This is a genomic window from Saccharopolyspora antiqui (assembly GCF_052246905.1).
GTDB lineage: Bacteria > Actinomycetota > Actinomycetes > Mycobacteriales > Pseudonocardiaceae > Saccharopolyspora.
Map to the genome: position 1 here is coordinate 78,510 of NZ_JBQQBO010000017.1, position 25,120 is coordinate 103,629.

The 25,120-nt window shown below is 67.1% G+C and carries 24 protein-coding genes, 2 tRNA genes and 1 other RNA gene; 9 read left to right on the forward strand and 18 right to left on the reverse strand.

What is annotated here, in order from left to right:
* Positions 1 to 24 precede the first annotated feature (24 nt).
* A complete protein-coding gene (locus tag ACTWQN_RS25000) occupies positions 25 to 363 on the forward strand; it encodes a type I restriction enzyme endonuclease domain-containing protein (RefSeq protein WP_443206092.1) in 339 nt (112 codons plus the stop codon).
* Positions 318 to 1,268 (forward strand): hypothetical protein, encoded by a 951-nt coding sequence (locus ACTWQN_RS25005; protein ID WP_443205997.1) that lies wholly within the window; start codon positions 318 to 320, stop codon positions 1,266 to 1,268. Before ACTWQN_RS25000 ends, ACTWQN_RS25005 begins: the two co-directional genes overlap by 46 nt.
* On the opposite strand, the gene ACTWQN_RS25010 is transcribed toward ACTWQN_RS25005, so the two are convergent.
* Positions 1,226 to 2,647, reverse strand: coding sequence for a hypothetical protein (locus ACTWQN_RS25010; RefSeq protein ID WP_443205998.1), 1,422 nt, complete (start codon positions 2,645 to 2,647; stop codon positions 1,226 to 1,228). The genes ACTWQN_RS25005 and ACTWQN_RS25010 overlap by 43 nt on opposite strands.
* A 238-nt stretch (positions 2,648 to 2,885) precedes the next feature.
* On the opposite strand from ACTWQN_RS25010, the gene ACTWQN_RS25015 reads away from it, so the two are divergent.
* Both ACTWQN_RS25015 and ACTWQN_RS25020 read left to right on the forward strand, forming a co-directional pair.
* Positions 2,886 to 3,542 carry a recombinase family protein gene (locus ACTWQN_RS25015; RefSeq protein ID WP_443205999.1) on the forward strand — a complete coding sequence of 219 codons (657 nt, stop codon included), beginning with the start codon at positions 2,886 to 2,888 and terminating at the stop codon, positions 3,540 to 3,542.
* Positions 3,543 to 3,797: 255 nt separating this feature from the next.
* On the forward strand, positions 3,798 to 4,193 hold the full coding sequence (locus ACTWQN_RS25020) for a hypothetical protein (RefSeq protein WP_443206000.1): 396 nt from the start codon (positions 3,798 to 3,800) through the stop codon (positions 4,191 to 4,193).
* 107 nt (positions 4,194 to 4,300) lie between these two features.
* Here the strand turns inward: ACTWQN_RS25020 and ssrA are convergent.
* The 7 genes from ssrA to ACTWQN_RS25055 form a co-directional block, all read right to left on the reverse strand.
* Positions 4,301 to 4,671: a transfer-messenger RNA gene (gene ssrA / locus ACTWQN_RS25025) on the reverse strand.
* Between the two features lie 83 nt (positions 4,672 to 4,754).
* Positions 4,755 to 5,654, reverse strand: a complete 900-nt coding sequence (locus tag ACTWQN_RS25030; protein ID WP_443206001.1) for an amidohydrolase family protein — start codon at positions 5,652 to 5,654, stop codon at positions 4,755 to 4,757.
* A 2-nt stretch (positions 5,655 to 5,656) separates the two neighbouring features.
* Positions 5,657 to 6,133, reverse strand: coding sequence for an SsrA-binding protein SmpB (gene smpB, locus ACTWQN_RS25035; RefSeq protein ID WP_443206002.1), 477 nt, complete (start codon positions 6,131 to 6,133; stop codon positions 5,657 to 5,659).
* 78 nt (positions 6,134 to 6,211) lie between these two features.
* Entirely contained in the window at positions 6,212 to 7,114 is a 903-nt protein-coding gene (ftsX, locus tag ACTWQN_RS25040) for a permease-like cell division protein FtsX (RefSeq protein ID WP_443206003.1), read from the reverse strand.
* 69 nt (positions 7,115 to 7,183) lie between these two features.
* Positions 7,184 to 7,873 (reverse strand): cell division ATP-binding protein FtsE, encoded by a 690-nt coding sequence (gene ftsE, locus ACTWQN_RS25045; RefSeq protein ID WP_443206004.1) that lies wholly within the window; start codon positions 7,871 to 7,873, stop codon positions 7,184 to 7,186.
* Between the two features lie 125 nt (positions 7,874 to 7,998).
* On the reverse strand, positions 7,999 to 9,105 hold the full coding sequence (prfB, locus tag ACTWQN_RS25050; protein ID WP_443206005.1) for a peptide chain release factor 2: 1,107 nt from the start codon (positions 9,103 to 9,105) through the stop codon (positions 7,999 to 8,001).
* A 336-nt stretch (positions 9,106 to 9,441) separates the two neighbouring features.
* A complete protein-coding gene (locus ACTWQN_RS25055; protein ID WP_443206006.1) occupies positions 9,442 to 9,939 on the reverse strand; it encodes a PadR family transcriptional regulator in 498 nt (165 codons plus the stop codon).
* Between the two features lie 294 nt (positions 9,940 to 10,233).
* Between ACTWQN_RS25055 and ACTWQN_RS25060 the strand changes: the two genes are divergently transcribed.
* Entirely contained in the window at positions 10,234 to 10,506 is a 273-nt protein-coding gene (locus tag ACTWQN_RS25060) for a hypothetical protein (RefSeq protein WP_443206007.1), read from the forward strand.
* A 347-nt stretch (positions 10,507 to 10,853) separates the two neighbouring features.
* On the opposite strand, the gene ACTWQN_RS25065 is transcribed toward ACTWQN_RS25060, so the two are convergent.
* From ACTWQN_RS25065 to ACTWQN_RS25075, 3 genes are all read right to left on the reverse strand, one after another.
* Positions 10,854 to 10,927, reverse strand: a tRNA-Met gene (locus tag ACTWQN_RS25065).
* A 525-nt stretch (positions 10,928 to 11,452) separates the two neighbouring features.
* Positions 11,453 to 11,526 (reverse strand) — tRNA-Met (locus ACTWQN_RS25070).
* A gap of 152 nt (positions 11,527 to 11,678) precedes the next feature.
* Complete coding sequence (locus ACTWQN_RS25075; protein WP_443206093.1) at positions 11,679 to 14,570, reverse strand: UPF0182 family protein; 2,892 nt, start codon at positions 14,568 to 14,570, stop codon at positions 11,679 to 11,681.
* Between the two features lie 204 nt (positions 14,571 to 14,774).
* Between ACTWQN_RS25075 and ACTWQN_RS25080 the strand changes: the two genes are divergently transcribed.
* Positions 14,775 to 15,311 carry a PPA1309 family protein gene (locus ACTWQN_RS25080; protein WP_443206008.1) on the forward strand — a complete coding sequence of 179 codons (537 nt, stop codon included), beginning with the start codon at positions 14,775 to 14,777 and terminating at the stop codon, positions 15,309 to 15,311.
* A gap of 66 nt (positions 15,312 to 15,377) precedes the next feature.
* Here the strand turns inward: ACTWQN_RS25080 and ACTWQN_RS25085 are convergent, their stop codons facing one another.
* A complete protein-coding gene (locus ACTWQN_RS25085; RefSeq protein WP_443206009.1) occupies positions 15,378 to 16,403 on the reverse strand; it encodes a YlbL family protein in 1,026 nt (341 codons plus the stop codon).
* A gap of 163 nt (positions 16,404 to 16,566) precedes the next feature.
* On the opposite strand from ACTWQN_RS25085, the gene ACTWQN_RS25090 reads away from it, so the two are divergent.
* Entirely contained in the window at positions 16,567 to 17,985 is a 1,419-nt protein-coding gene (locus ACTWQN_RS25090) for a zinc-dependent metalloprotease (protein WP_443206010.1), read from the forward strand.
* Positions 17,986 to 18,052: 67 nt separating this feature from the next.
* Here ACTWQN_RS25090 and ACTWQN_RS25095 read toward each other — a convergent pair whose 3' ends face one another.
* The gene (locus ACTWQN_RS25095; RefSeq protein WP_443206011.1) at positions 18,053 to 18,616 is read right to left on the reverse strand and encodes a M48 metallopeptidase family protein; all 564 of its coding nucleotides are present in this window, start codon (positions 18,614 to 18,616) and stop codon (positions 18,053 to 18,055) included.
* A 227-nt stretch (positions 18,617 to 18,843) separates the two neighbouring features.
* Between ACTWQN_RS25095 and ACTWQN_RS25100 the strand changes: the two genes are divergently transcribed.
* Positions 18,844 to 18,993, forward strand: coding sequence for a DUF5679 domain-containing protein (locus tag ACTWQN_RS25100; protein ID WP_184724020.1), 150 nt, complete (start codon positions 18,844 to 18,846; stop codon positions 18,991 to 18,993).
* A 500-nt stretch (positions 18,994 to 19,493) separates the two neighbouring features.
* Positions 19,494 to 20,804, forward strand: a complete 1,311-nt coding sequence (locus ACTWQN_RS25105; protein WP_443206012.1) for an ABC1 kinase family protein — start codon at positions 19,494 to 19,496, stop codon at positions 20,802 to 20,804.
* Between the two features lie 99 nt (positions 20,805 to 20,903).
* Here ACTWQN_RS25105 and ACTWQN_RS25110 read toward each other — a convergent pair whose 3' ends face one another.
* The 5 genes from ACTWQN_RS25110 to ACTWQN_RS25130 form a co-directional block, all read right to left on the reverse strand.
* Positions 20,904 to 21,773: a class I SAM-dependent methyltransferase gene (locus ACTWQN_RS25110; RefSeq protein ID WP_443206013.1), complete on the reverse strand. Its 870-nt coding sequence runs from the start codon at positions 21,771 to 21,773 to the stop codon at positions 20,904 to 20,906.
* 180 nt (positions 21,774 to 21,953) lie between these two features.
* Positions 21,954 to 22,106 carry a hypothetical protein gene (locus ACTWQN_RS25115; protein WP_443206014.1) on the reverse strand — a complete coding sequence of 51 codons (153 nt, stop codon included), beginning with the start codon at positions 22,104 to 22,106 and terminating at the stop codon, positions 21,954 to 21,956.
* Between the two features lie 56 nt (positions 22,107 to 22,162).
* Positions 22,163 to 22,546, reverse strand: coding sequence for a WhiB family transcriptional regulator (locus ACTWQN_RS25120; RefSeq protein ID WP_443206015.1), 384 nt, complete (start codon positions 22,544 to 22,546; stop codon positions 22,163 to 22,165).
* Positions 22,547 to 22,669: 123 nt separating this feature from the next.
* Positions 22,670 to 22,879 carry a hypothetical protein gene (locus ACTWQN_RS25125; protein ID WP_443206016.1) on the reverse strand — a complete coding sequence of 70 codons (210 nt, stop codon included), beginning with the start codon at positions 22,877 to 22,879 and terminating at the stop codon, positions 22,670 to 22,672.
* Positions 22,880 to 23,026: 147 nt separating this feature from the next.
* Positions 23,027 to 25,114, reverse strand: coding sequence for an ATP-dependent DNA helicase UvrD2 (locus tag ACTWQN_RS25130; RefSeq protein WP_443206017.1), 2,088 nt, complete (start codon positions 25,112 to 25,114; stop codon positions 23,027 to 23,029).
* Positions 25,115 to 25,120: the final 6 nt, after the last annotated feature.

Here is a 25,120-nt window from a genome sequence, read left to right on the forward strand (position 1 = left end):
ACGAAATGGCAGTTGGTTTTGACGGTGTTGTGTTCACACCGTCAAAGTCAGGCAGTCGAGTTGCAAGGCGAGGACGTGTTAGCACAGACCGTCCGCGACGTGGCCGGGATCATGCGGCGCAACGCAACGACTGACTGGACCGTCCGTGATGATGTACGGGCCAAGCTACGGTCATCGATCAAACGGCTGCTGGTGAAGTACAAGTACCCACCCGACAAGCAGCCTGAGACAATTCGCCTCGTCATCGAGCAGACGGACGACGGTCCCCGCTATCGACAAGGATCGCCAGAACGAGGATGGCTGGGAAGGAACACCGCGTGGCGACTCGAACGGACAAGAGCAACGGCGACCAGCCGACGATGAAGGCGGCGAACGGCGAGCCCATCGAACCCGATCAGCAGTGGGCGTACCGCAAAGGCGCGCGGGACCCCGTGACCTGTGTCAAAGCCCTACGGCTTGGTTCCGCTCGCCCTGCCCGAGTGCGAGTGCGCTTCGTCGAAGACGAGCATGAGGGCCGCGAGGACTGGGTACCGCCGAGCCGGTTGAAGGTCCTCTGGGAAGACGTCGCTGCGTGGCAAGCACGAGAAGAGTGCTGGAACGCCGTGCGGGACGCCTCAGTGGAGGCACGCAGCACAACGGAGAATGCCGCCGCAGGCTGGATCTTCGATCTACTACCCGGCCAAGACTACACGCGGCAACTCTGGGGCCAGAACGAAGGCGCCCTAGAGGTCAAGGATGTCGATGCTTTGGCGGCCGACCTCGGGATCGACCGAACGATGGTGGTCGACGACCCGGTGGCTTTCACCGACAACAACGGCTCGCTGATCGTGCCCTGGCGAGTGATGCATGAGCTTGCCCAGCTGCTGGCGAAAAAGTACTCCGACCACTACATATCCGAGGTCACAAAGGAGGAACGCGAGCACGAGCACAAGAACCGCTGGGGATACATGACCGGCTCGGGCCACATCAGCGCCGAGATCTGCGCCGAAGTCGACGAAGAGCACGGCCGTCCAGTCCGCGACCTCATCCGCCAATGGTGCGGAGCTGAAGCCATTGCGCGTCAAGACGAGCTCGATGCACTCCGCACTGAGGTGAAACGACTCGGCGTCCTCGTCGAGCGCGCTATCGATGCAGTACGTGGCACAGGCGACGACAAATCCGCCCGCGAGCTGGAGCGCGATCTAGGGATACCGGTCGAGGTACTGCGCCAGGCCAACCGCGAGACTCAGCGTCGATCAGGGCCGTATGGACTCCACCGTCCGAGATAGGGCCGCAAATCTTCGGGCTCCGGCTCGACGTCCTCCGGCGCTTCGACTGACCCGGCGAGCGGATCAATCTCATCGGCGTAGGCTTCCGCCCACTCGAACCACTCCTGGTCGGCCTGGCCCGCGCGACGTGCTGCCTGAGCAAACGCACGGATCCGTCGCCCCTGTTCCCAGCCGTCGAGCTGCTCCAGCAATGCTTTGACCCGGTTGTCGCGCCGGAACGCGACCCGCGCGGACGCCATCGCGTCTTCCCAGGCCCGCTGTCGAGCCGCTGCTTTTTCTTCTTCGGCGCGCTTGCGCGCGGCCTTCTCCCGCGCAACGTCTTCGACCGCGGCCAGAACGTCACCGAGCCGATCTTGGAGGGACCATCGCTTGCGATCGGCCCATCGTTGCTGGGCCCCGAACCGCCAGGTCCCGGAAACGCTCATGGCGAGCTTGCCCGAGGGCACCTTCTTGACCTCTGGCCTGATCCGTTGCCAGTCGTAGAGTTCAGGTTTCTCAAATTCCGCAGCGCCCGGCAGGATGTCTTGCTTCACGAGCTCTTCCTCGATCGTGACAGCCTGGGCGAAACCGTCGATGCGGATCTCTACGCCTTGCGAGGTGTCGTCCGACCAGCCGACTTCGTAGCCACGCTTCTCGGCCTCCACCAGCAGCGTGTGCATGATCCGCATGGCACGTGGCAGGCTCTCGTCCGAGACGCCCAGAACGTCACCGGGTTGGCTGAGCGCCGCCAACAGCGGATGCCATTCCTCTACCGAGATCGGCACGTCGATATGAGCCGCGCCCGACGTCGGATTCGAGTTGACGTGAGAACCGGACACCAGCCGCACGCGAATATCGCGTGTCCGCCACTGACTCTTCTCGAGCCGCTGGCCAGCCGGTACGAGGCGATTGCGTTTCGCGAAGTCGATCACCCGGCGCAGGTCATCCCGCTCGGTCGGGTTCGCGTCCTGGATGACCATCTCACCGTCGCGCTGCAATGTCGCGAGCAATTCCTCGGCGGCCTTCCGCCGGTTGGCGGAGATGGCCGCGGTGGCGTGAGGTGGCGGCCTACGCCCCTCGGCTCTCTTGCTGCTGGCTTCTTCGTTATCGAGGATCGCACGTTTCTTGATGGCTTCGTCGCCGCGGTTACCGCGCGTACCAACGCGACCGTCCTGCACTGACTGTTCTGGATGATGGCCGTGCTCGACGTAATAGCGACCGGCGTCGGTGATCATCGCGTGCCAGCCATCGGATCGGCTCACTCGTACCAGGCCACGGGCTGCAAGCGCTCGCGCCGAGACACGGAGTGCGACCGCTTCCGGGCTGCCGAGGTCATCACCGTCAGCAATCCTCCGTAGCACGGCAACCTGCTTGTCGTTGAGCTTGCCCCACTTGCGCATACGCTTCCCTATGTCACGGACAGGCTTTGTCGACACACGGCTGGACTCTGAGATTCTGCCTCTCACACCTTCACCTGATGATGTGAACCGACGGTTCGATGTGCTAGTTCACCACTCAAGTGCCGACATCAAGCAGGCCCGCCACTGTGCACCATGCGCCATGCCAGACGGAACAACACCCGCTTCTCCTGCTATCTACGAGCATTCTCTCGGAGAGCCGCGTCCAGTAGCTCGAGCAGTGATCTATCTGCGTGTGTCATCGGTACAGCAGGTGGGACGCGACGACAACCCCGAAGGCATCTCGATCCCAGCTCAGCGCGCCGCATGTCACCGCAAGGCCGCACAGCTCGGTTTGACGATCGCGGACGAGTACGTCGAGCTGGGACGATCAGCCACCGAGATCACGAAACGTTCCTCATGCCAGCGAATGCTCGGTCGAATCCGTGACTCAGGCGACGTTAGTCATGTGATCGTCTACAAGCTGTCGCGGCTGGCACGTAACCGCGTTGACGACGCACTCGTCATGGCCGACCTACGGCAGCGCGGCATCGCGCCGGGGTCGGCGACCGAGTCAGTCGACAACACCCCGGTCGGACAGCTGATGCACGGCATCCTCGCCACGTTCAACGAGTACCAGTCCCGAGAATCCGGCGCCGACATTGCCTACAAGATGGGGCAAAGCCCGCAACGGCGGCACCATCGGTCGCGCCCGACTCGGCTACCTCAACCACATCGACCGGACCGGCGGCCGCGAGGTCCGCACCATCATCGTCGACCCCGAACGCGCACCTCTCATCCAGCTGGGTTTGAACTGTTCGCCACCGGCAACCTCACCCTCGACCAATTGTCCAAACAGCTTCACCGCCAAGGGCTACGCACCTGCCCCACCCGCTGACACCCAGCCCAACAGGTGTCGATCAGCAAGCTTGCCCGGATGCTGCGCGACCGCTATTACCTCGGCTAAATCACCTACCGAGACGAAGAACTCCCTGGCCGACACGAACCGATCATCGACCAGTACCTATTCGACCGCGTCCAGGCCGTCCTCGATGCCCGCACCACCTCCGGAGAACGACGACGGGTGCACCACCACTACCTCAAAGGCACCCTGTACTGCGGACACTGCCACCAGGCAGGCATCAGCGAGCGGATGATCATCCAGCACACCGTCACCCGCCGCAGCGACGCGTACACCTACTTCTTCTGCCGCAACCGACAACAAGGGACTTGCTCGGCCTCTTACATCAACGTCGCCGTCGCCGAACGCGCCGTCGAGCGCTACTACACCACCGTCAGCCGACCACAGCTCGCCAAGGCCCTATCCACGGCCGACAGCGTCGACGCCACTGACATCGACACAGCCCTTACCCCTGTCCAGATCTACGAGAGCTGTACCAACGACGAGCGCCGGTTCCTCAATCATGTCCTCTTCCGTCGGCTCTACCTCGCCGACAACCGCATCACCGATCACGAACCACCGGACCGTGACGCCCCGACGCGAGCGAGTCACACCGGCCCCATCAGCCACGACACCTTGAGGGATTAGAACACCGAAATAGGCCCTGACCAGCAGCAACCCTCCCGACCAGAAACTGGGCGGGGAAGGTTGCTCTGCGTTCAAACGCGCTGGTCAGAGCGCGAAAATCGAACTTCTCGTGGAGGTGCCGGGAATCGAACCCGGGTCCTCCGTCGCTTCACCAAGACTTCTCCGTGCGCAGTCCGCTGTGTCTCTGCTCGGCTTCACCGGTCTCGCGAACTAGCCGGTGTGACAAGCCCAGTCGCTGTTTGATGTCCCGCCAGGTCCCGCGACCAAACCTGGCGGTAAGAGCCTCCTAAATGATGCCGGATCCCGGGTCGGAGGCGATCCCGGTCCGACAGAGTCGCTCCTCGCTCAGGCGGCGAGGGCGAACTCGCGCTGACTCTTGTCGGCGCTTATTCAGTTGCGGCGACGCTCACGGTGGTCTCTCGCCTGCACCGGCACGCTTCTCTTGGATCAACGTACGGAGTCGAAACCGTTCACCCCCTTGCTCCCGGCTCGGCTTTCGAACCGGTGTACATCAGGATAACGCGTCAGGATCCGGCGATCATTCCCATATCCCTGAAACGATCAAGAACCCAGCCCGAGCAGCCGCGATGGCGTGTCGTGCAGCACCGCGCGCAGGAAGTCGACACCCAGCCGGTCGTCGGTTTCGGCCCAGTTCGCGATCGCCGCGAGCTGCTCGGCGTACGCGTACGGGATGTTCGGGAAGTCGGTCCCGAGCACGATCCGGTCGGCGTGCGCGACCAGCCTGGCGGGCCAGTCGCTGGGCAGCGGCGCGAACCGCTCGGTGAAAGCGACCCCGACCATGGTGGTGTCGAGGTGCACCCGCGGATACCGGTCCACCAGGTCCAGCGCGGCGGCGTAGTCCGGCATCCCCGCGTGCGCCAGCACTGCGACGAGCTGCGGATTGCGCCGCAGGACGTGCTCGAACACGTCCAGCCCGGTGTACTCGCCGCGCCGGGGACCGTTGCCGCAGTGCACCACCACCGGCACCCCAGCCTCCGCGAGCAGCCCCCACGCTGGCGCCAGCAGCGGGTCACCCGGGTCGAAGGCACCGACCTGGACGTGCACCTTCACGCACCTGGCTCCGGCGTCGAGCGCTTCGGCCAGGTAGTCCGCGACGGTCGGTTCCGGAAAGATCGTCGCGGTGGGCACCGCATCGGGCGTGCGACGGGCGAAATCCAGCACCCACTCGTTCAGCCAGGCCGCCATGTCCGGCTTGTGGGCGTAGACCAGCGGCGCGAAGGTCGTCACCCCGAGCTCGCGGAGCAGCCGCAACCGGGTTTCCTCGGCGTGCCGGTAGAAGATCGTCCACTCGGTGCCGTAGTGCGTGCTCGCTTCGTCGAAGAACGCCCACACCTTGTGCAGCACCCGCTCCGGCAGGAAGTGCGTGTGGATGTCCACCAGGCCCGGCAGCCCCAGCTCCGCCGTCCAAGCCGGGACATCCGCGTCGCTGCTCGGCGGCACGACTACTGCATGCCCTTGCGCGCCCGGCCGATAGCGCGCTGCATCTCCCGATCCGCATCGCGCTTGGCGATGTCCTGCCGCTTGTCGTGGGCCTTCTTGCCGCGGGCCAGGGCCAGTTCGACCTTGGCCTTGCCGTCGCTGAAGTACAGCGCCATCGGGATCAGGCTCAGCCCGCTCTCCTTGATCTTGCCGATCAGCCGGAGGATCTCGTGCTTGTGCAGCAGCAGCTTGCGGGACCGGCGCGGCTCGTGGTTGGTCCACGTTCCCTCGGTGTACTCGGGAATGTGCACGTTGCGCAGCCAGACCTCGCCGTCGTCGACCGTGGCGAAGCCGTCGACCAGCTGCGCCTTGCCCTGCCGCAGGCTCTTGACCTCGGTGCCGGTCAGCACGATGCCGGTCTCGTAGGTGTCCAGCACCGCCCAGTCGTGCCGCGCCTTGCGGTTCTGCGCGATGACCTTGCGGCCCCGTTCCCTCACCATGTGAACAACTCTAGCTTTCCTGTCACCCGACTTTCTCCTACCGCGATGACAACGCGAGAAGCGGTAGGAGTAGTCCCGCTACAGGCGGACGTAGAGCCGGAGCGTGACGTATCCGGTGATCGCCGAGATGGCCGCCGCGACCAGCAGCAGCACCGGCGAGATCAGGGCGATGTCGCCCCACTCGATGCTCGGGATGATGCCGGTGTCGAACACCGGTGCCATGACGCGGTCGATGAATGCGGCCTTGGCGATCAGCAGGCCGATGATTGCCAGGAACGCGCCGATGAGCCCGGAGACCACCGCTTCCAGCAGGAACGGCAGCTGGGTGTACCAGCGGGTGGCGCCAACCAACCGCATGATGCCGGTCTCGGTACGGCGGGTGAACGCCGACAGCTGGATGGTGTTGGAGATCAGCAGCAGCGCCGCGAGCGCCTGCACGAGCGCGATCGAGAACGTCGCGTTCCGGAACCCGTTGAGCACGTCGAACATCCGGTTCAGGTAATCGGCCTGGTCGACGACGCTGTCCACGCCGGGCCGCCCGCTGAACTGGGCTTGCAGCGCCGGGAAGCGCTCCTGGTCGGTCAGCTTGATGCGCAGCGAGGCGGGCATCGCCTCGATGCGGGCGACGTCGCGCAGCTCCGGCTGGGACTCGAAGACCTTGTTGAAGTTCTCGAACGCCTTCTGCCGGTTCTCGAAGGACACCGACTCCACGCCTGGGATGCGCTTCAGGTCGGACATGATGCTCGCGCAGGGCTGCGCGGTGCACTCGTCGTCGCTGGCGCTGACGTCGTCGGTCATGAACACCACGACCTCGACCCGATCCTGGTAGGTCTCCTGCATCTTGTCGATCAGCCGGACCACGAGGAGACCGCCGCCGAGCAGACCGACCGAGATGGCGGTCGTCAGGATCATCGCGATGGTCATCGTCACGTTGCGCCGTAGGCCGTTGACGACCTCGCTGAATACGAAGCTCGCGCGCATCTTGTGTCAGCTTTCCTGCTGGTCGGGGGTGTGGTCCTCAGTCGGGTGCGGGGCCGCCGCGGTTCGGGGTCAGCGGCCGACGCCGTAGACGCCGCGGGCGTCGTCGCGGATGACCCGCCCGAGGCTGAGCTCGACGACGCGGCGCCGCATCGAGTCGACGATGGAGTGGTCGTGGGTGGCCATGACAACCGTGGTGCCGGTGCGGTTGATCCGCTCCAGCAGCAGCATGATGTCCTGGCTGGTGTCGGGGTCGAGGTTCCCGGTCGGTTCGTCGCAGAGCAGCACCAGCGGCCGGTTGACGAAGGCCCGCGCGATCGCCACGCGCTGCTGCTCACCACCCGAGAGCTCGTGCGGCATCCGGTCGGCCTTGCCGTCGAGACCGACGAGCTGCAGCACCTGCGGCACCACGCGGCGGATGTCGTTGCGCGGCTTGCCGATCACTTCCAGGGCGAACGCGACGTTCCCCGCGACGGTCTTGTTGTTCAGCAGCCGGAAGTCCTGGAACACGCAGCCGATGCGCTGGCGCAGTCGCGGGACGCGGCGCCGCGGCAGTTTGGCGACGTTCCAGTCGGCGACGAAGACCCGGCCGCGGCTGGGCACGTCCTCCCGCAGCAGCAGCCGCATGAACGTCGACTTGCCGGAGCCCGATGGCCCGATGAGGAACACGAACTCGCCCTTGTCGATGCCTACCGAGACATCGTTGAGAGCGGGCCTGGTCGACGTCTTGTACGTCTTGGACACGTGCTCAAGGCGGATCACGGGGCGTGAGTTTACCTGCGACCGTTAGGGGGACATCGCCTCACCCGGACCGGCGGCCGCACCACTGATCACCTGGGACTTCGCCGCCAGGTCAGCGGGCCTGCGGACCGCACGGACCGCACTGGTCAGGCCACGCTCTGCTGCTGGCGGCGCCAGCGGATCCCGGCTTCCAGGAATCCGTCGATGTCGCCGTCGAGCACCGCGTCGGGGTTGCCCACCTCGTGGTCGGTGCGCAGGTCCTTGACCATCTGGTACGGGTGCAGCACGTAGGAGCGCATCTGGTTGCCCCAGCTCGACCCGCTGTCCTTGAGCGCGTCCAGCTCGGCGCGCTCCTCCTCTTTCTTGCGGGCCAGCAGCTTGGACTGCAGCACGCGCATCGCGGCGGCCTTGTTCTGCAGCTGCGACTTCTCGTTCTGACAGGACACCACGATGCCGGTCGGGATGTGCGTGATGCGCACGGCGGAGTCGGTGGTGTTCACGCTCTGCCCACCGGGCCCGGAGGAGCGGAAGACGTCGACCCGGATGTCCTTCTCCGGGATGTCGACGTGATCGGTCTCCTCCACGACCGGCAGCACCTCGACACCGGCGAAGGACGTCTGCCGCCGCCCCTGGTTGTCGAACGGCGAGATGCGCACCAGCCGGTGGGTGCCCTGCTCGACCGAGAGCGTGCCGTAGGCGTAGGGGGCGTTGACCCGGAACGTGGCCGACTTCAGACCGGCCTCTTCGGCGTAGGAGGTGTCGTAGACCTCGGCCTGGTAGGAGTGCCGCTCCGCCCAGCGCAGGTACATCCGCATCAGCATCTCGGCGAAGTCGGCCGCGTCGACGCCACCGGCCTCGGCGCGGATCGTCACCATCGCCTCGCGGTTGTCGTACTCGCCGGAGAGCAGGGTGCGCACTTCGAGTGCTTCGAGATCCTTCTTCAGGCGCGTCCGCTCGTCGTTGGCCTCGGCCAGTCCGGCCGAGTCGCCTTCGTCCTCGCTGAGCTCGTAGAGCACTTCCAGGTCTTCGAGGCGCTGCCGCAACTCGCTGACCCTGCGCAACTCGGCTTGCTTGTGCACGAGCTGACTGCTGACCCGCTGCGCGTGCTCGACGTCGTCCCACAGGTCCGGCTTGGCGGCCTCGGTTTCGAGTTCCGCGATGCTCGCGCGCAGAGCATCCAGATCCATCACGCTCTCGATGCCTTCGAGGGTGTTGGACAGTTCTTTTAGCGCGGCGGCGACGTCGGGATTCACAGTGCTCAGCGTACTTCACCGGACACGGGCCGCCCACGAGGACGGCCCGTCACCGACCGGGAGTGGCTTTTGGAGAGTGTGCGGGTTGGTTTGCGTGGCGGTGTGGGTGGCGGAACCTCAGAGGCCTTCTCGTCTCCGGGATCCCCGACTCATGTATGTCCGATACGCAGCGTCGTGGCTGTCCTCGCGAGAAGGCCTCTGAGAACCCGCGGCGGTGCGAGTTGCGAGGGTGGTGGGAAGCGGCTGACGCCGCTTGCCTGACGACCACCCCCGCTACGCCCAATCCGCCCGAACTCTTAGATCGTTGCCTGCGGCCTACTGCCACTCGTCGACGGTTCAGTCCGGAATCGAGTCCAACAACTTGATGATCGCCCGGTTGTAAGACACGGTGAAGTCTGCGGCGGCCTTCTCGTACGGGTCGGTGGCGGTTTTGGCGGCGTTTCTCGCCTCGTCCATCTTCACCGCGTACTGCGCGCGGGCCGATTCGACGAGCCCGGTGCGCTGCTTCGGCGTCAGGGCGCCGGAGTACACCAGCCGGAGAATCAGCGGGCTGCGGACGTTGTCCGGTCCCGGTTCGGTGTTCAGCCACGACTTGAAGGCACGCTTGCCCGCGGCCGTGATCGCGTACTGCTGGCTGGAGCGCGGGCCCTGCTTGCCGAGGCGCAACAGGCCGGCGTCGGTCAGCGCGGGCAGCTCGCGGTAAACCTGGCTGCGGGTCACGCTGAAGAAACCTCCGAAGCGCTCGGTGGCGGCCGCAACCAGCTGGCCACCGGTCTTCGGACCTTCGTGCAGTAGTCCCAACAGGGCAGCGGATGTCGCATTCAGCTCGGTCACATCTGCAACGGTGCCATGCCTCCGCTCTGCTGTCCACAATGGTCCCCAGTTCTGTCCACTGTGGTTGCAGTGGACTGGTCCAAGTGGACGAACGATTGCGCCATTGGCGCGAGCGCCGGATGACTGGCGGTGTGGTGCCAGCGGACACGGGGTGCACACGTCTGCCCCCTGGCGCCTGCACGCATTGCAACGAGCATGACGATCGTTCGCCTGGATGGGGGTTCTTCACCGCGCAATGAGGTGCTATCACGTTTTGGAGCTGCCCAACTACGTCAAGTCACGAGCACTCTGCACATGGCCGACCAGTTGGCGGCCGAGGAGCGGCCGGTTCAGGAGGTGCTGGGAGTGCATCGAAGTTGGTTGCGGACGAAAGTCTCCGAGAGCAAGACGAAGGTGACCAACAAGGTCACCGAACGGGCCAAGTCGTTGATACCCATGCAGCGCGACGGCGAAACCGATGCGTGCATGGTGTGCGGACGAACCATGCGCCCGGCAGGCGTGGTGCGAGGAGAAGGAAGGGTGTGCTCCCCGACATGCGCCCGCCAATGGGCCGAGGGCATCTCCTAACCCCACCCCAACCCCAAACCCCAAGAAGGCCCAGGCACCCCCTGGGCCTTCCACATGCAAACCCCAAAACCCCAAAACCACACGGAAGACCAACCCAAGCACACAAAACCAAGGCCCCAACTCACTGCCCCACACAGCGCCAACGAACCAGCACGCGACCCCTCAAAGCTGCCCGAACAAAAATGCTGGTCGAAAACCCAGGCCGGGAACGCCCCAAACGCAGGGAGCCAACGAAAACGCAACCACCGCACCGTGGGGGCCTACGGGGGCTCGGCCCCCGTAAAGAAATAAGAACAACGAGAAAAGACCCCCAGGCAAAGCCTGGGGGTCTTTGAACATCGGAATCGTAGCGGGGACAGGATTCGAACCTGCGACCTCTGGGTTATGAGCCCAGCGAGCTACCGAGCTGCTCCACCCCGCGCCGTTTGCGTTCTTAACTTGTAGATAGAACCCTACACACCCCCGAAAACCACCGAACAACCGGGTACCCCAAACTCCAAAACCCCCACCCCACCAGCCAAAACACAACCAACCCCCAAAAAAAGCCACCACACCCCCGAGCAACGCCCCAACCACCAAACCCCGCCCAGCAACCGAAGACCACCACAACCACAACACCAAACAAAAGCCCAGCCCTAGAGCCCCCACCCCAGGCCTGCGCAGCACCTGAAGCTCAAGAGTGGCCGTTCCGACACAAACCAGATTTCCACTCACGACCACAGACAACCGAACCCACCTGGCGCCCCTCACCTATCCGGTCCAACACCCAACGCCCCCAACGAAAATGCTGGTCCACAACCCAGGCCGGGAACGCCCCAAACGCAGGGAGCCAACGAAAACGCAACCACCGCACCGTGGGGGCCTACGGGGGCTCGGCCCCCGTAAAAAAATAAAAAACGGGAAAAGGGCCCCAGGCAAAGCCTGGGGCCCTTGAACATCGGAATCGTAGCGGGGACAGGATTCGAACCTGCGACCTCTGGGTTATGAGCCCAGCGAGCTACCGAGCTGCTCCACCCCGCGTTGGGTGTCCCTAACTTTACGGGTCGCGGAACCTTAGTGCAAATCGCCTGGCCAGAGAAGTGACGCACGGCATTTTGCACTCGATCGGAGGCCGGAAAAGCACCGGGGCGGGATCGCTCGCGCGATTCCCGCCCCGGTGCCGTCTCCGCTGGTCAGCCACCACTGCCCTGGGCCTGCTCGAAGCGCCTGACCGCTTCGTCGAGCTGCTGGTAGGCCGCGCCGAGGTCGCCGAAGTTGCCGGACTGCTGGGCCTGTCGGATGTGCTCCAGCGCTGCCCGGATGTCGGTCACCGCCTGGGACAGCTGGGGGCTGGTCGACGTCTGCGGGGGCAGCTGGCCTTGCACTGGCGGCGGTTGCTGGCTGTTCTGCCCCGGGTTGGTGGCCTGTCCGGCGCCGGAGCCGAACACCTGCTCCAGCGCTCCGGGCAGGGTCTCGGAGAAGCCGACCTTGCCGCCGAAGGACACCAGCACCCGCGCCAGCTGCGGATAGGAGTTCTGCTCGTTGCGCTGGATGTAGATCGGTTCGACGTAGAGCAGGCCGCCCGCGACCGGCAGGGTCAGCAGGTTGCCGAAGATCGCGGTCACGTTCGGGTTGTTGAACAGCGTGCGGTTCTCGGTGACCTCGGGGGTCGACTCCATCTGGTTCTGGACCTGGTTGGGCCCCGGAGTCGAGTTGATGGTGGGTAGTCGCAGCACGGTGAGCTTGCCGTAGCTGTCCGGTTCGGAGGACGCCGACACCCAGGCCGCCAGGTTCTCGCGGCGCAGTGCGGTGAGCGCGCTGGTCAGCTGGAACTCGGGTCGGGGTTGACCCTCGACCTGGGCCAGCACGTAGTACGGGGGCTGCTGCCCCTCGGCGCTGGCCGTGGTGCCGCGACCGGTCGGGTCGGAGGGCACCTGCCAGAAGGTCTGGTTCGAGAAGAAGTCGCCCGGGTTGTCGACGTGGTACTGGGTGAGCAGGGTCCGCTGCACCTTGAAGACGTCCTCCGGGTAGCGGAAGTGGTCGCGCAGCTGCGGGCTGATCGCGCTGGACGGCTTGACCACGCCGGGGAACACACCTTCCCAGGCCTTGAGCACCGGATCGTTGTCGTCCACCGCGTAGAGGTCGACGCTGCCGTCGTAGGCGTCGACGGTGGCCTTGACCGAGTTGCGGATGTAGTTGATCTGCTGGTTGGGCTGCCGCTCGACGCCGCTGAGGGTGTCGTTGGTGGCTTCGCCGAGCTCGGTCAACTGCGAGTACGGGTAGTTGTTCAGCGTGGTGTAGCCGTCGACGATCCACTTGATCCGGCCGTCGACCACCGCCGGGTACGGGTCGCCGTCGAGCCTGAGCCAGGGCGCGACCTTCTGCACCCGGTCTCGCGGATTCCGCTCGTAGATGATCTTGGAGTCGCTGCCGATCTCGGCGCTGAACAGGAAGTTGCGCTCGCCGTAGTAGGCCGCGAAGACCATCCGCTGGAACAGGTTGCCGACCGGCACACCGCCCTTGCCGGTGTAGGTGTACTTCTGCTGGTCGGTGTCGTACTCGCGGGGCGGCGCGCCCGGGTTGCCGCCGACGATCGCGTAGTCGCTGCGCCCGGCCAGCTCGCCGTAGTACACCCGCGGCTGCTGGACCGGGATCGCGCCCTGGCCGTGGTTGGCCACGTCGCTGATCTGGAACACCGGGTAGCCGCCCTGGGTGGCGCCCTCCTGGAGCGTGGAGTCGACCCGGTCGGCAGGCGCGGCGACGAAACCGTTGCCGTGCGTGTAGACGGTGTGCCGGTTGATCCAGTTCTGCTGGTTGACCGCCAGGCGGTCGGTGTTGATCTCGCGGAGTGCCACCAGGTAGTCGTGCAGCTGACCGTTGGCGTCGCGATACCGGTCGATGTCGAGCTTGTCGGGGAAGCCGTAGAAGTTGTACTGCTGGGTCAGCTGGGTGAACGTCGGGGCCAGCACGTTCGGGTCGAGCAGCCGGATGTTGGGGATGGTGCCCTGGTCGGCGGCGACCTCGCTGGGCTGCAACTGGGTGCGCCCCGGGTAGTCGACGAACTGGACGTTCTGGTTGCCGATGCTGAAGGCCGCCTTCGTCGCCGTGAGGTTGCGTTCGATCGACTGCGCCTCCCGCTGGTTGGCGTTCGGGCGCACCGAGAACTGCTCCAGCAACGCTGGCCACACCGCGCCGACCACCACGCTGGAGAGCACCAGCAACACCGTCGCCAGCGCCGGGATCTGCAGGTTCTTCAGGAAGATCACCGCGAAGAACGCGAGCGCGCAGAACCCCGCGATGCACATCAGGATCAGCTTCGCCGGCATCACCGCGTTCAGATCGGTGTAGCTGGCACCGGTGAACAGCGGGTTGCGCTGCGAGAGCAGCAGGTCGTAGCGGTCCAGGAAGTAGTCGACGGCCTTGAGCAGCACGAACAGACCGGCGAGTATGGCCAGCTGGACGCGGGCGGGCACGGACAGCTGACCGGAGCGGCCCGCCAGCCGGATGCCGCCGAAGATGTAGTGCGTGATCAGCGCGCCGATGAAGGAGACGGTGACCGCGATGAACGCCCACGACAGCAGGAAGCGCCAGAACGGCAGCTCGAAGGTGTAGAAGCTGATGTCCTTGCCGAACTCGGGGTCGACCTGGCCGAACGGCACGCTGTGCAGGAACAGCTGCAGGGTCTGCCAGTCGGACTGCGCGGCGAGCCCACCGATCACGCCGACCACGATCGGGATCCCGAGGCCGAACAGGCGGGATCGCTCGGTGGCCACCGTCCGGTACCGGGCCAGCGGGTCGTCCGGGCCGCTGACCGGCACGAACACCGGGCGGCCGCGGTAGGCGATCCACAGGTTCAGGGCCAGCACACCGCCCAGGAAGATCGCCGCGGCCACGCCCAGCCCGGTGCGGGAGAGCAGCTGGACGTTGAACACCTGGCGGTAACCGACCTCACCGAACCACAGCCAGTCCACGTAGGTGCCCAGCATTCGCGATCCGGCGATCAGAACGACCAGCACGATGCCGCCCAGAATCAGCAGGATTCGGCTTCGCCGGGACAGTTTCGGCATTCCTACCGGGGGCCGCATGGCCACAACGCACGCTCCTGGTGGACGATCAGCAGGCCTTGGACGGTCGTGGTGTTACCGGCCGCCCTCGTGATGTTCAACTCTACGACCCCACCCAGAAGTTCCTGGAAGGGCCTTCGCGAATTGGATTAAGCGGACATCTTTGCCAGGTCACCGGCTCGGCCGCCGACGGTAGTCCGATCCGGCGGTGCGACCATGGGCGCCATGCCACCGCAATCCCCCGAGGACCTGACCGCGGCCCTGCCGTCGACGGCGCGCGAGATCGAGGAGTTCGTCGACGCCGCCGGTTGGGACCAGCCCACCCAGGTGTTCGCCCTCGTGCCCACCCGTCGGCTGCTGGCCGCCGAGCCTGGGCTGGCCGACCAACTCGACCCGGACGCGGCGCTGACGCCGATCGCGCAGGAAGCGCTGCCCGCCGAGGACCTCGCCGAGGCGTTGAGCCGCATCGAGTGGCCGGAGCAGGTGTGCGGTTGCGCGCTGGTGCAGGAGATCGTGGTGCTGCCGCCGGAGGCGGAGGCGGAACTGCCGGGCGACGCCGCGGCCGCGCGGCAGGCCGCCGCGGCGCACCCGCAGCGCCGCGAGGCTCGCCTGGTGGCGGCGGTGCTGCGGGACGGTGGTGAGACGTGCGTGATGCGGCTGCGCGCCAGCGTCGATGGCGACGGCACCGGCGGCGAGGTCATCCAGGACCCGTCGCTGGCCCCGAACCTGCTCACCGCCCTGCACGCCACCTTCGCGGAGTAACGGCCTTTCCCAACACCTGCCCCACTCCACATCTGCCCCCACTCCACATCTGTTTCGGGTGGCGCGTCAGCAGCTGGTGGGAACTCGGTTGTTGCGGAGGGCGTCGAGCGCCTTGGTGGCGTCGTCGAGGGTGGCGACCTTGGCCAGTTGCAGCCCCTCCGGCGCCTGCGCCTCGGCCTCGGCGCAGTTGCCTGCTGGCACCAGGAAGGTCGTCGCGCCCGCTTCGCGGGCCTTGACCATCTTGAACGGGATGCCGCCGATCGGCCCAACCTTGCCGGACGGGTCGATCTCCCCGGTGCCCGCCACGAACCGGCCACCGTTGAGCTCGCCCGGCGTCAGCTTGTCGATGATCGCCAGGGTGAACATCAACCCCGCCGAAGGCCCGCCGACGTCGGCCAGGCTGATCTTGATGTCGAAGTTGACGTCCGGCCGCTCGGTCGCGGCCACGCCCAGGAAGCCCTGCGGCTCGTCGCTCGGGTTCGCCGCCAGCTGCACGCTGGCGGCCTGCTCGGGCTGGTCGGCGTGCCGGTACCGGATCTCCACCCGGTCTCCCGGCTTGGTGGCGGTCAGTGCCGCCCGCAGCGATCCCGCCTCGGTCATCGGTTGGCCGTTGGCCGTCAGCAGGTGGTCGCCGGGTTGCAGCACGCCGTCCGCCGGGCTGCCCTTGACGATCTCACCGACCAGCACCTTCGTCGGGTAGCCGAGGTAGCGCAGGGCCGCGGTCTCCGCCGTGGTCTGCGAGTCGTTGAAGGCCTCGGTGTTCTCCTGCTCGATCTGCTGCTCGCTCTTGTCCGGCGGGAAGTACAGTTCCCGCGGCGCCAGCGCGTACCGCCCGCTGGCCCACAACCCCAGCGCGCCGAACAAGGACAGCTGGTCGGTCACCGACACCGTCGTCATGTTCAGGTGCCCGCCGGTCGGGAAGGTCTGCTGACCATCGATGCTGATGACCGGGATGTCCCCGTCCAGCCCGAGGGTGTCGTAGGTCGGCCCCGGTCCGAGCGCCACGTACGGCACCCGGACGAACGCACCGAGGAGACCGAAGGCGACGACCAGTACGACACTTGTCAACAGCGTCCAGGAACGGCGGTTCACGAGGCGACAGCGTACGGGTTCGATGCCTGGGGACGTGAGCAGACCTCATGTGACTTCGGCACCCGCCACCGCAAACCCGTTCCGGGACGGGCACTTGAGGTGTTCGCCCGCGGCGAGCAACGCACGACTATGTGGGAGGGTTGCCGCCGCGTACGGTGGAACTATGACCAACTTGCCGTTCGGGTTCAGCTCGCAGGACCCCGACGACCCTGACAAGGGCGACTCGTCGCAAGGCCGCTCCGAGGGCGGCGCCGGAAACTCCGGGGATCTGCCCGGTTTCGGTTACAGCGGCATGCCCGGACCGGGCGGCATGCCGAATTTCGACATCGGCCAGCTCGGCCAGATGTTGACCCAACTCGGCCAAGCACTCAGCCACTCCGGCGGCAGCGGCTCCGGCCCGGTGAACTACGAACTCGCGAAGCAGTTGGCGGTGCAGCAGCTGCACAACAACCAACGCACCGAGCGCCCGAGCCAGCAGCAGGTCAAGGCGATCGAGGAAGCGGTGCGGTTGGCCGAGCTGTGGCTGGACGCCACCACATCGCTGCCCGCTGGGGTGCGCACGGTGCAGACCTGGTCGTCGGTCGACTGGGTGGAGAAGACCCTGCCGACCTGGCAGCGGTTGTGCGATCCGGTCGCCCAGCGGATGTCCAGCGCATGGCTGGAAGCGCTGCCGGAAGAGGCGAAGCAGGCCGCGGGACCGCTGTTGTCCATGCTCGGTCAGATGGGCGGGATGACCTTCGGCTCGCAGCTCGGCAACGGCTTGGCCCAGCTCGGTGGCGAGGTGCTGACCTCCACCGACATCGGCCTGCCGCTGGGCCCGGCGGGCACCGCCGCCCTGCTGCCCGCCAACATCGAGCGCTTCATCGAGGGCTTGGACCGGCCGATCAGCGAGGCGACCGTGTTCCTGGCCGCCCGGGAAGCCGCGCACCACCGGCTGTTCAGCCACGTGCCGTGGTTGGGGCAGCGGTTGTTGGCGACCGTCGAGGAATACGCCCGCGGCATCCACATCGACACCTCGGCGCTGGAAGATCTGGCTGGCAAGGTCGATCCGGCCAACCCGAGCTCGATGCAGGAGCTGATGGGCTCCGGAATGCTCGAACCGAAGAACACCCCGGAGCAGCAGGCCGCGTTGAACCGCCTGGAGACGCTGCTCGCGCTGGTCGAGGGCTGGGTGGACGTGGTCGTGGCGGACGCCGTCGGTGAGCGGCTGCCGGGTGCCGACGCGCTGGGTGAGACCGTCCGACGGCGGCGGGCGACCGGCGGGCCGGCCGAGCAGACCTTCGCCACGCTCATCGGCCTGGAGCTGCGGCCGCGTCGGATGCGCGACGCCGCGAACCTCTGGCGGCTGATGACCGAGCGGCACGGCGTCGACAGCCGCGACCGGGTGTGGGACCACCCCGACCTGCTGCCGGACAGCTCGGATCTGGATGAGCCGCTGGACTTCGCCGACCGCTGGGGCACGGGCGCCGCCGATCTGGACGATCCGATCGCCGCGATCCGCCGCGCCGAGGCCGACGAGGCGGCGAAGTCCGACGACGAGGCCGACGGCGACGACTCGGAGAAGCGCGAGGACAACAGCTGACGGCTGCCCGCGGAGTCGAGCACAACGGGACGCCCCGACGTGCTCGGTGGCAGGGGTGCCCGCGCGACTAGGTCGCTGGCGTCTTGACCCTGGTCTCGGTGTCGTCGTCCAGGCTGATGCCGAGTTGGGCCGCCGCGGAGATCCCCTCCAGGTATCCGATGGCCCGCTCGGTCTTCGGGTAGCGCCGCACCCACTTCCAGAAGTCGGCGCCGTGGCCCGGCACCAGCAGGTGTGCCAGCTCGTGCACGAGCACGTAATCGAGCACCCATCCGGGTACATCTCGGAGGCGCTGACTCACCCGAATGGTCTTGTCGCTGGGCGTGCAGGAGGCCCACCTGGTGCGCATCGGCGGCACCCACCGGATGCCACGCGGTTGCGCCCGCCCATCGAGGTACTTCGCGGACAGCTCGCGGCAGCGCTGGATCAGCGCCTCGTCGGACTCGCGTGCGGGCGAGCGACGCCGCGACTCACTGCGCTGCAGACGGCTCAACATGTCCGCCACCCAGCGCTTTTCCTCCGTGCGGCTCATCCGCGCAGGGAGCAGCACCACGATCTTGTCGCCGTCGCGATAAGCACTCACCGTCTGCCGGCGGCGCTTGCTGCGGCGCACCTCGACCTCGGGTTCAGCCACGAAAGTGGACCTTAGCGAGTGCACCTGACAAACGGTTCCGCCTGTGAGCTGCACCTCAACTCCTACCCGTGACAATCCTCCGAGGTATTACTCCATTAAGTCGAATATGCGATGCTCTTAATGCATGCATGTCGAATGGCCCACATGTACCGTTCCCCCAGCCGCCCGGAGGAGGGCCGCAGACGACCCAGCGATGAGGCTGGATCACGACATGAAGGAGGGGAGCCGTGGCCGAGACGTACAACGGCTACTGCGTGAAGTGCCGGGAGAAGCGCGACTTTTCCGGTGAGGTCTCGGAGACCAACGGTCGCCGGATGGCCAAGGGCATCTGCCCGGTCTGCGGCACCAAGATGACCCGCATCCTCGGCAAGGCTTGACCGGGCACGGGTGGGCCGCCCCACGGCCGCCCACCCGCCAGCCCGCCGCTGCGCTTCGCTCACGAGTTCGACATCGCACCGGCCACGCGCCGGGGCGCCGAGGGGATACGTGTGCCCATCGCGAATCGGTGGCCGCACGGATTTACCTGCCCGAGCTATCCCATTGGGCCCGCCAAGAAGTCAGCCGCAAACCAGAAGCGGGGCCCAGCCAGCAGCGCGACCATCCGGTTAAACGGACCTATCCGGCAGCCGAGGCTCGTCGGGTGCGCAGCGCAATCACCTAATTCCGCAGGGTTGCACCGGGCGCGCTCAGCGCGTCCTGCTGGCAATTCGGCGGAACGCGGAATGCCACCGGTGGCGCAAAGCCGGTATCCAACGTGTCGATCACGGCACAAGGTGCCGCAGGAAACCTCTAGCATGTGACTGGGTTTCTCGATTTCGAAATGGCCTTCGGACGCTTCGGACATCGAGGGTTTTCCTGCACGCACCAAGGAGAATTCGTGGCCGATATTCCCCGCCGGGCAGCGCACCGCACCGTCAAGCTCGCCAGCCTGCCGCTTGGCGTCGCCGGTCGCGTGGCCGCTGGCTGGGGAAAGCGGCTCACCGGGCAGAACGGCGCGGAGATCAGCGCCGAGATGACGGCGAAAACCGCGGAACAGCTGTTCGCGGTTCTCGGCCAGCTCAAGGGCGGCGCGATGAAGTTCGGCCAGGCGTTGAGCGTGTTCGAGGCCGCCGTGCCGGACGAAATGGCCGGTCCATATCGCGAGGCGCTGACCAAGCTGCAGTCCGCGGCGCCGCCGATGCCCGCCCGCAGCGTGCACCGGGTGTTGGACGAACAGCTCGGGAGCGCGTGGCGCAAGCGGTTCGCCGAGTTCGACGACACCCCGGCCGCGGCGGCGAGCATCGGTCAGGTGCACCGGGCGGTCTGGCACGACGGGCGCGAGGTCGCGGTGAAGGTGCAGTACCCGGGTGCGGACGAGGCGTTGCGCTCCGATCTGCGGCAGCTGATGCGCTTCTCCCGGCTCTTCCAGTCGCTGGCGCCAGGTGCCGAGATCAAACCGCTGCTGGCGGAGTTGCAGGACCGCATGGTCGAGGAACTCGACTACCGCACCGAAGCCGACAACCAGCGGGCGTTCGCCAAGGTTTTCCACGGCGATGAGCAAGTGGTGGTGCCAGCCGTGGTGGCCAGCGCACCCAAGGTCGTCGTCACGGAGTGGGTCAGCGGCAAGCCGTACGCGCGGATCATCGCCGACGGCGACCGCGAGGAGCGCGACGCGGCTGGCCGCCTGCTCGCCGAGTTCCACTACTCGGCGCCCGCCAGGGTCGGCCTGCTGCACGCCGACCCGCATCCCGGCAACTTCATGCTGCTTCCGACGGGCAAGCTTGCCGTGATCGACTTCGGCGCGGTCGCCCGGCTGCCCGACGGCCTGCCGCCGACCTTCGGCCGCATGCTGCGGTTGGCGTTGGAGGACAAGCCCGCGGAGCTGCTGCAGCTGCTGCGCGCGGAGCGGTTCGTGCAACTCGACCGGAACATCCAGGCCGAGGACGTGCTGGCCTATCTGGCGCCGTTCGTGGACCCAGCGCGCACGCCGAAGTTCCACTTCACCCGGCGTTGGCTGCAGCGCCAAGCGGAGCGGGTCGGCGACCTGCGCAGCCCGGACTTCCGGACCGGGCGGTCGCTCAACCTGCCGCCGGACTACCTGCTGATCCACCGGGTGACGCTCGGCGCGACCGGGATCCTCTGCCAGCTCGACGCCGAGGTCGGGGCCCGCGACATGATCGCCAGGTGGCAGCCGGGCTTCGCCGACTGACCGGCACCGCATTCCCGGGCGCGCGGCCAGGTCAGGCGCGCATCAGATGCGGACACCAATGGCCACGGGGAGCGGCCCCGCCGGGCACGCAGGCACTTCTCACGCCTCGGGGCGGGTGCCGATGTGAACCGTGTTGGCGGTGAGGTAGTAGACGTCGTCGCGATTCCCGGCGTAGTGCTCGCTGGATTCGTCGAGCAACTCCTCAAGCGCCGCCAGATCCGCTGGCGAGATGCGGTCCTCGGCGTTCCTGCGCAGCAGGTGCAGCCGCCGCAGGACCGCTTCGCGGCCGGGGCCGTCGACCGGGGCCGGTCGGTCCACCAGGTAGCTCCACGACCGCGCCTCGACCAGCCCTGCCGCGGAAAGGGCCTTGGTCCAGCCCATCGGCAACCGGACCGAGCCGGTCATCTCCGAGCGCATCTGCTGGAACCAGTCCTCGCGGGCGGCGATCAGCCGGGCCTCCAAGCCGGGCTCACCCACCCCCACGTCGGTGGGCAGCACCTTGGTCTGCAGGCCGAACTCGACGATCGCCAGCCGACCGCCGGGGCGCACCAGCCTGACCAGCCGACGCAGCCCGGCCAACTGGTCGGGCAGGTGGTGCACGACGAACGCGGCGATGACGAGATCGGCCTGCTGGCCAACGGCCTCGATCAGCGAGTCCGCCGCGGCGTCCGCCTGGACCGCGCGGACCCCCACCCGGTCGGAGACCTCCTCGGCCTGCGCACGCGCCGCGGCCAGCAGTTGCGGTGCCCCGTCCACGACCGTTACCGCACCACCGGACTCCGCCAACGCCGCCGCGAAGGCCGCCGCCGTCCCGCCCGCCCCGGCACCGATCTCGATCACGGTGCGGTCGGTCGGCCGCAGCAGCGTCGCGACGAGTTGCGCGATCTCCGGCGCGTTCAGCTCGTCGGCATCCCGGAGCCGTTGCAGGTGGGCGTCCCAGTCGATGTTGTCGTGCGAATGTGCGGTCACGGAACACCACCCTACGACGCATCTGCCGTCGGGTGCGCCACTTTGTCCAGTTGTCAAGGTGCGCGGATTCCCGGTCGCCGCAGGAGGTGCGGCGACCGGGAGTCCGGGGCGGTGCAGTCGATCCAGTCCACCCGGGCACCGGCGCTCAGCGGGCCGATCCCAGCGGTGGGCCGCTGCGGATCACCGGGCTGCGCGCTTGGCCCGCCGGTCGGCGTACTCGGCCAACCAACGCCACCAACGGCCCGCGGAGAACTCACGGGCCAACCGTTGTCGGTGCGCCTCGTCGAGCAACTCGTTACTTCGTATCCGGGACAGGTCCTCGGGTAACAACATTCGCTCCTCATCGTTCATTCGGAAGTCGATTACGGGCTGGGTCGTTCGGTGATAGGTCATGCCGCCTGCTCCTGACTTCTTCGCGCGGTCGCGCTCGCCACCGGCGTCTGGGCGGGCAGCGGGTGCTTGCGGGGCCGTCCCCTCGGCCGCTTGCGAGCGACCACGGCACCGCGCTCGAAGATCTCGCCGCCCCAGACCCCCCACGGCTCGCCGCGGGACAGCGCGCCAGCGAGGCACTCGGCCTTGATCGGGCATTCGGCGCACAGCTCCTTGGCCTGGTCCAGGTCCCGCGGGTTTTCGGCGAACCACAGGTCGGGGTCCTGGCGGCACGGCAGTTGGCCGTCCAACTCCGGGGAACTGTCGAGCAGGCCTGCCACGGTGTCGGTGTCCTGCAGAAAACCCGCTCCTGAGCTGGATATCGGCACACTCGCGGTCAACATGAAACTTCCTCCTGTAGTTGATCAGCGGCAGGTTGTAGTTGTGGATGACGAAAGATTTGGAACAACAAGAAGGCCGCGGACCCGGTGTGCGGGTCCGCGGCCTTCGAGAAGCCTTGGGCGTTCCTAGATCAGTGGATCAAGGACTCGCCAACGAACGGACCAGCGTGGGTCGACCACGGTCTGCGGGAGCGCGCGGAACCAGCGCGGCTGGAACTTTCGGCCATAACCGGCGTCGTGTTCGGCAGCGGGCGACGGCGCAGAAGTGCCACGGAACAGCGCAATTGCCCCGACCATGAGGCGGCTCGGGGTGCTGCACATCAAGATGGTGGACACCAAGGCCACCTCCCTTCCGGACTCAGACCGTGGTTCGTCCAAACCAGGTCTCGCGCTCTTGCAGGCTATTGGCACACCCGTGCCGGTCGCAACGTATTTTTCGAAGAATCCGCTCGATCGCCTGAAAAACCCGCTCTACCAGGCGTTTCACGGCGTGTCGTGGCGCTCGCCCTGGATCAGGGCGAGAACGTCGGAGCCGAACTTCTGCAACTTCGAGGCCCCGATCCCGGAGATGCCCACCAGTGCGCTCTCGTCGGACGGGCGTTGTTCGGCGATCGCGGTCAGCGTCGCGTCGGTGAACACCACATAGGCGGGGACCTTCAGCTGCCGGGCGCGCTCGCTGCGCCACGCCTTCAGCTGCGACAGCAGGTTCTCATCCACATCGGACGGACAGTCGACGCAGCGGCCCAGCTTGATGTCCATCGTGCTCGTCAGCGGGGCGTTGCAGATGCGGCAACGCGGTTTCGCGGTCTGCGACGGACGGGCGAGCAGTTCGCGCTGCTTGGCCTTGGCCGGCAGCGCGGCCGGGTGCTCGTCGGGTACCAGGCTGTACAGGAAGCGGCTGCGCCTGCGGTAGCGGCGGCCACCGGCACGCGCCAGCGCCCACGACAGGCACAGGTGCTCGCGGGCGCGGGTGACACCGACGTAGAGCAGGCGCCGTTCCTCCTCGACGGCCGCGTCGGTGTCGGCGTGCTGGATCGGCAGGGTCCCCTCGACCAGCCCCACCAGGAACACCGCGTCCCATTCGAGGCCCTTGGCGGCGTGCAGCGAGGCGAGGGTGACGCCTTCGACCGTCGGCGGGTGCTGCGTTTCGGCCCGCGCGTCCAGCTCAGCGGCGTAACGGGCCAGGTCCGCATCGGGCACCGCGGCGGTGAGTTCCTCGGCCAACTCCACCAACGCGATCAGCGACTCCCAGCGCTCGCGCGCGGCGCCACCGGCTGGCGGCTCGTCGGTCAGCCCGACCTCGGCGAGCACGGCTCGAACGGTCGCGGGCAGGTCCGCTTCCTCGCCCCCCCCAGCGGCTGCGGCACGCAGCGTCACCATCGCCTGCCGCACCTCGGCGCGTGCGAAGAACCGCTCACCGCCGCGCACCTGGTAGGGGATCTCGGCGTCGGAGAGCGACTTCTCGTAGACCTCCGACTGCGCGTTGACCCGGAACAACACCGCCATCTCCGACAGCGCGACCCCCTGCTTGGCCAGCTGCGCGATCTTCCGGGCGACCGCATCGGCCTCGTCGGTCTCGTCGTCGTACTCGGCGAAGTCCGGGCGCGGCCCGTCCGGGCGCTGCCCGACCAGCCGCAGCCGGGTGCCCGCCGGGCGTTCCCGCGCCGCGCCGATCACCTGGTTCGCCAGGTCGACCACCTGCGGCGTGGACCGGTAGTCCCGCTCCAGCCGCACCAGCGTCGCGTCCGGGAACTTGCGGGGGAAACCGATCAGCCACTGCGGCGAGGCGCCCGCGAACGAGTAGATCGTCTGGTTCGCATCGCCCACCACGGTGAGGTCGTCGCGGTTGCCCAGCCAGGCGTCCAGCACCCGCTGCTGCAGCGGGTTGACGTCCTGGTACTCGTCGACGACGAAGGACCGGTACCGGCTGCGGAACTCCTCGGCGATCTCGTGCTGGTCCTCCAGGATCGCCGCGATGTGCAGCAGGAGGTCGTCGAAGTCCAGGGCCTGCGCACGGTTCTTTAGCCGCTCGTAGGCGGCGAAGGCCTTGCTGAGCTGCTCCGGCAGCACCGGGACGTCACGACCGGCGGCGGCCGCGGCGGCCGGGTACTGCTCGGGGCCGATCAGCGATGACTTGGCCCACTCGATCTCCCCGGCGATGTCCCGGACGGCTTCCCGCTCGGTGGCCAGCCCCACCTTGTTCGCGGCCTGCATGACCAGCCGGAACTTGTTGTCCATCAGCTGCCACATCTGGGTTTCGTGCACCCGCGGCCAGAAGTAGCGCAGCTGCCGGAAAGCCGCGGCGTGGAAGGTCTGCGCCTGCACTCCCGAACCGCCGAGCGCGCGCAGCCGGGTGCGCATCTCCCCCGCCGCCCTGGCGGTGAACGTCACCGCGAGGACCTGCTGCGGCGCGACGAGGCCGCGCTGCACGAGGTAGGCGATGCGATGGGTGATCGTGCGGGTCTTGCCGGTGCCCGCGCCCGCCAGCACGCAAACCGGGCCGCGTGGTGCGATGACCGCCTGCCGCTGCTCCGGGTCCAAACCTTCCAGGAGTCGCGGCTGTTCGGTCATGCCCGG

What these genes read in the sequence shown, in the direction of transcription:
- ACTWQN_RS25090 (WP_443206010.1), top strand. Translation starts at nt 16,567, where the DNA reads ATGACCAACTTGCCGTTCGGGTTCAGCTCGCAGGACCCCGACGACCCT.
- ACTWQN_RS25010 (WP_443205998.1), bottom strand. Translation starts at nt 2,647, where the DNA reads ATGCGCAAGTGGGGCAAGCTCAACGACAAGCAGGTTGCCGTGCTACGG.
- ftsX (WP_443206003.1), bottom strand. Translation starts at nt 7,114, where the DNA reads ATGCGCGCGAGCTTCGTATTCAGCGAGGTCGTCAACGGCCTACGGCGC.
- ACTWQN_RS25120 (WP_443206015.1), bottom strand. Translation starts at nt 22,546, where the DNA reads ATGTTGACCGCGAGTGTGCCGATATCCAGCTCAGGAGCGGGTTTTCTG.
- ACTWQN_RS25060 (WP_443206007.1), top strand. Translation starts at nt 10,234, where the DNA reads ATGGCCGACCAGTTGGCGGCCGAGGAGCGGCCGGTTCAGGAGGTGCTG.
- ACTWQN_RS25075 (WP_443206093.1), bottom strand. Translation starts at nt 14,570, where the DNA reads ATGCGGCCCCCGGTAGGAATGCCGAAACTGTCCCGGCGAAGCCGAATC.
- ACTWQN_RS25130 (WP_443206017.1), bottom strand. Translation starts at nt 25,114, where the DNA reads ATGACCGAACAGCCGCGACTCCTGGAAGGTTTGGACCCGGAGCAGCGG.
- ACTWQN_RS25080 (WP_443206008.1), top strand. Translation starts at nt 14,775, where the DNA reads ATGCCACCGCAATCCCCCGAGGACCTGACCGCGGCCCTGCCGTCGACG.
- smpB (WP_443206002.1), bottom strand. Translation starts at nt 6,133, where the DNA reads ATGGTGAGGGAACGGGGCCGCAAGGTCATCGCGCAGAACCGCAAGGCG.
- ACTWQN_RS25020 (WP_443206000.1), top strand. Translation starts at nt 3,798, where the DNA reads ATGATCATCCAGCACACCGTCACCCGCCGCAGCGACGCGTACACCTAC.
- ACTWQN_RS25115 (WP_443206014.1), bottom strand. Translation starts at nt 22,106, where the DNA reads ATGTTGTTACCCGAGGACCTGTCCCGGATACGAAGTAACGAGTTGCTC.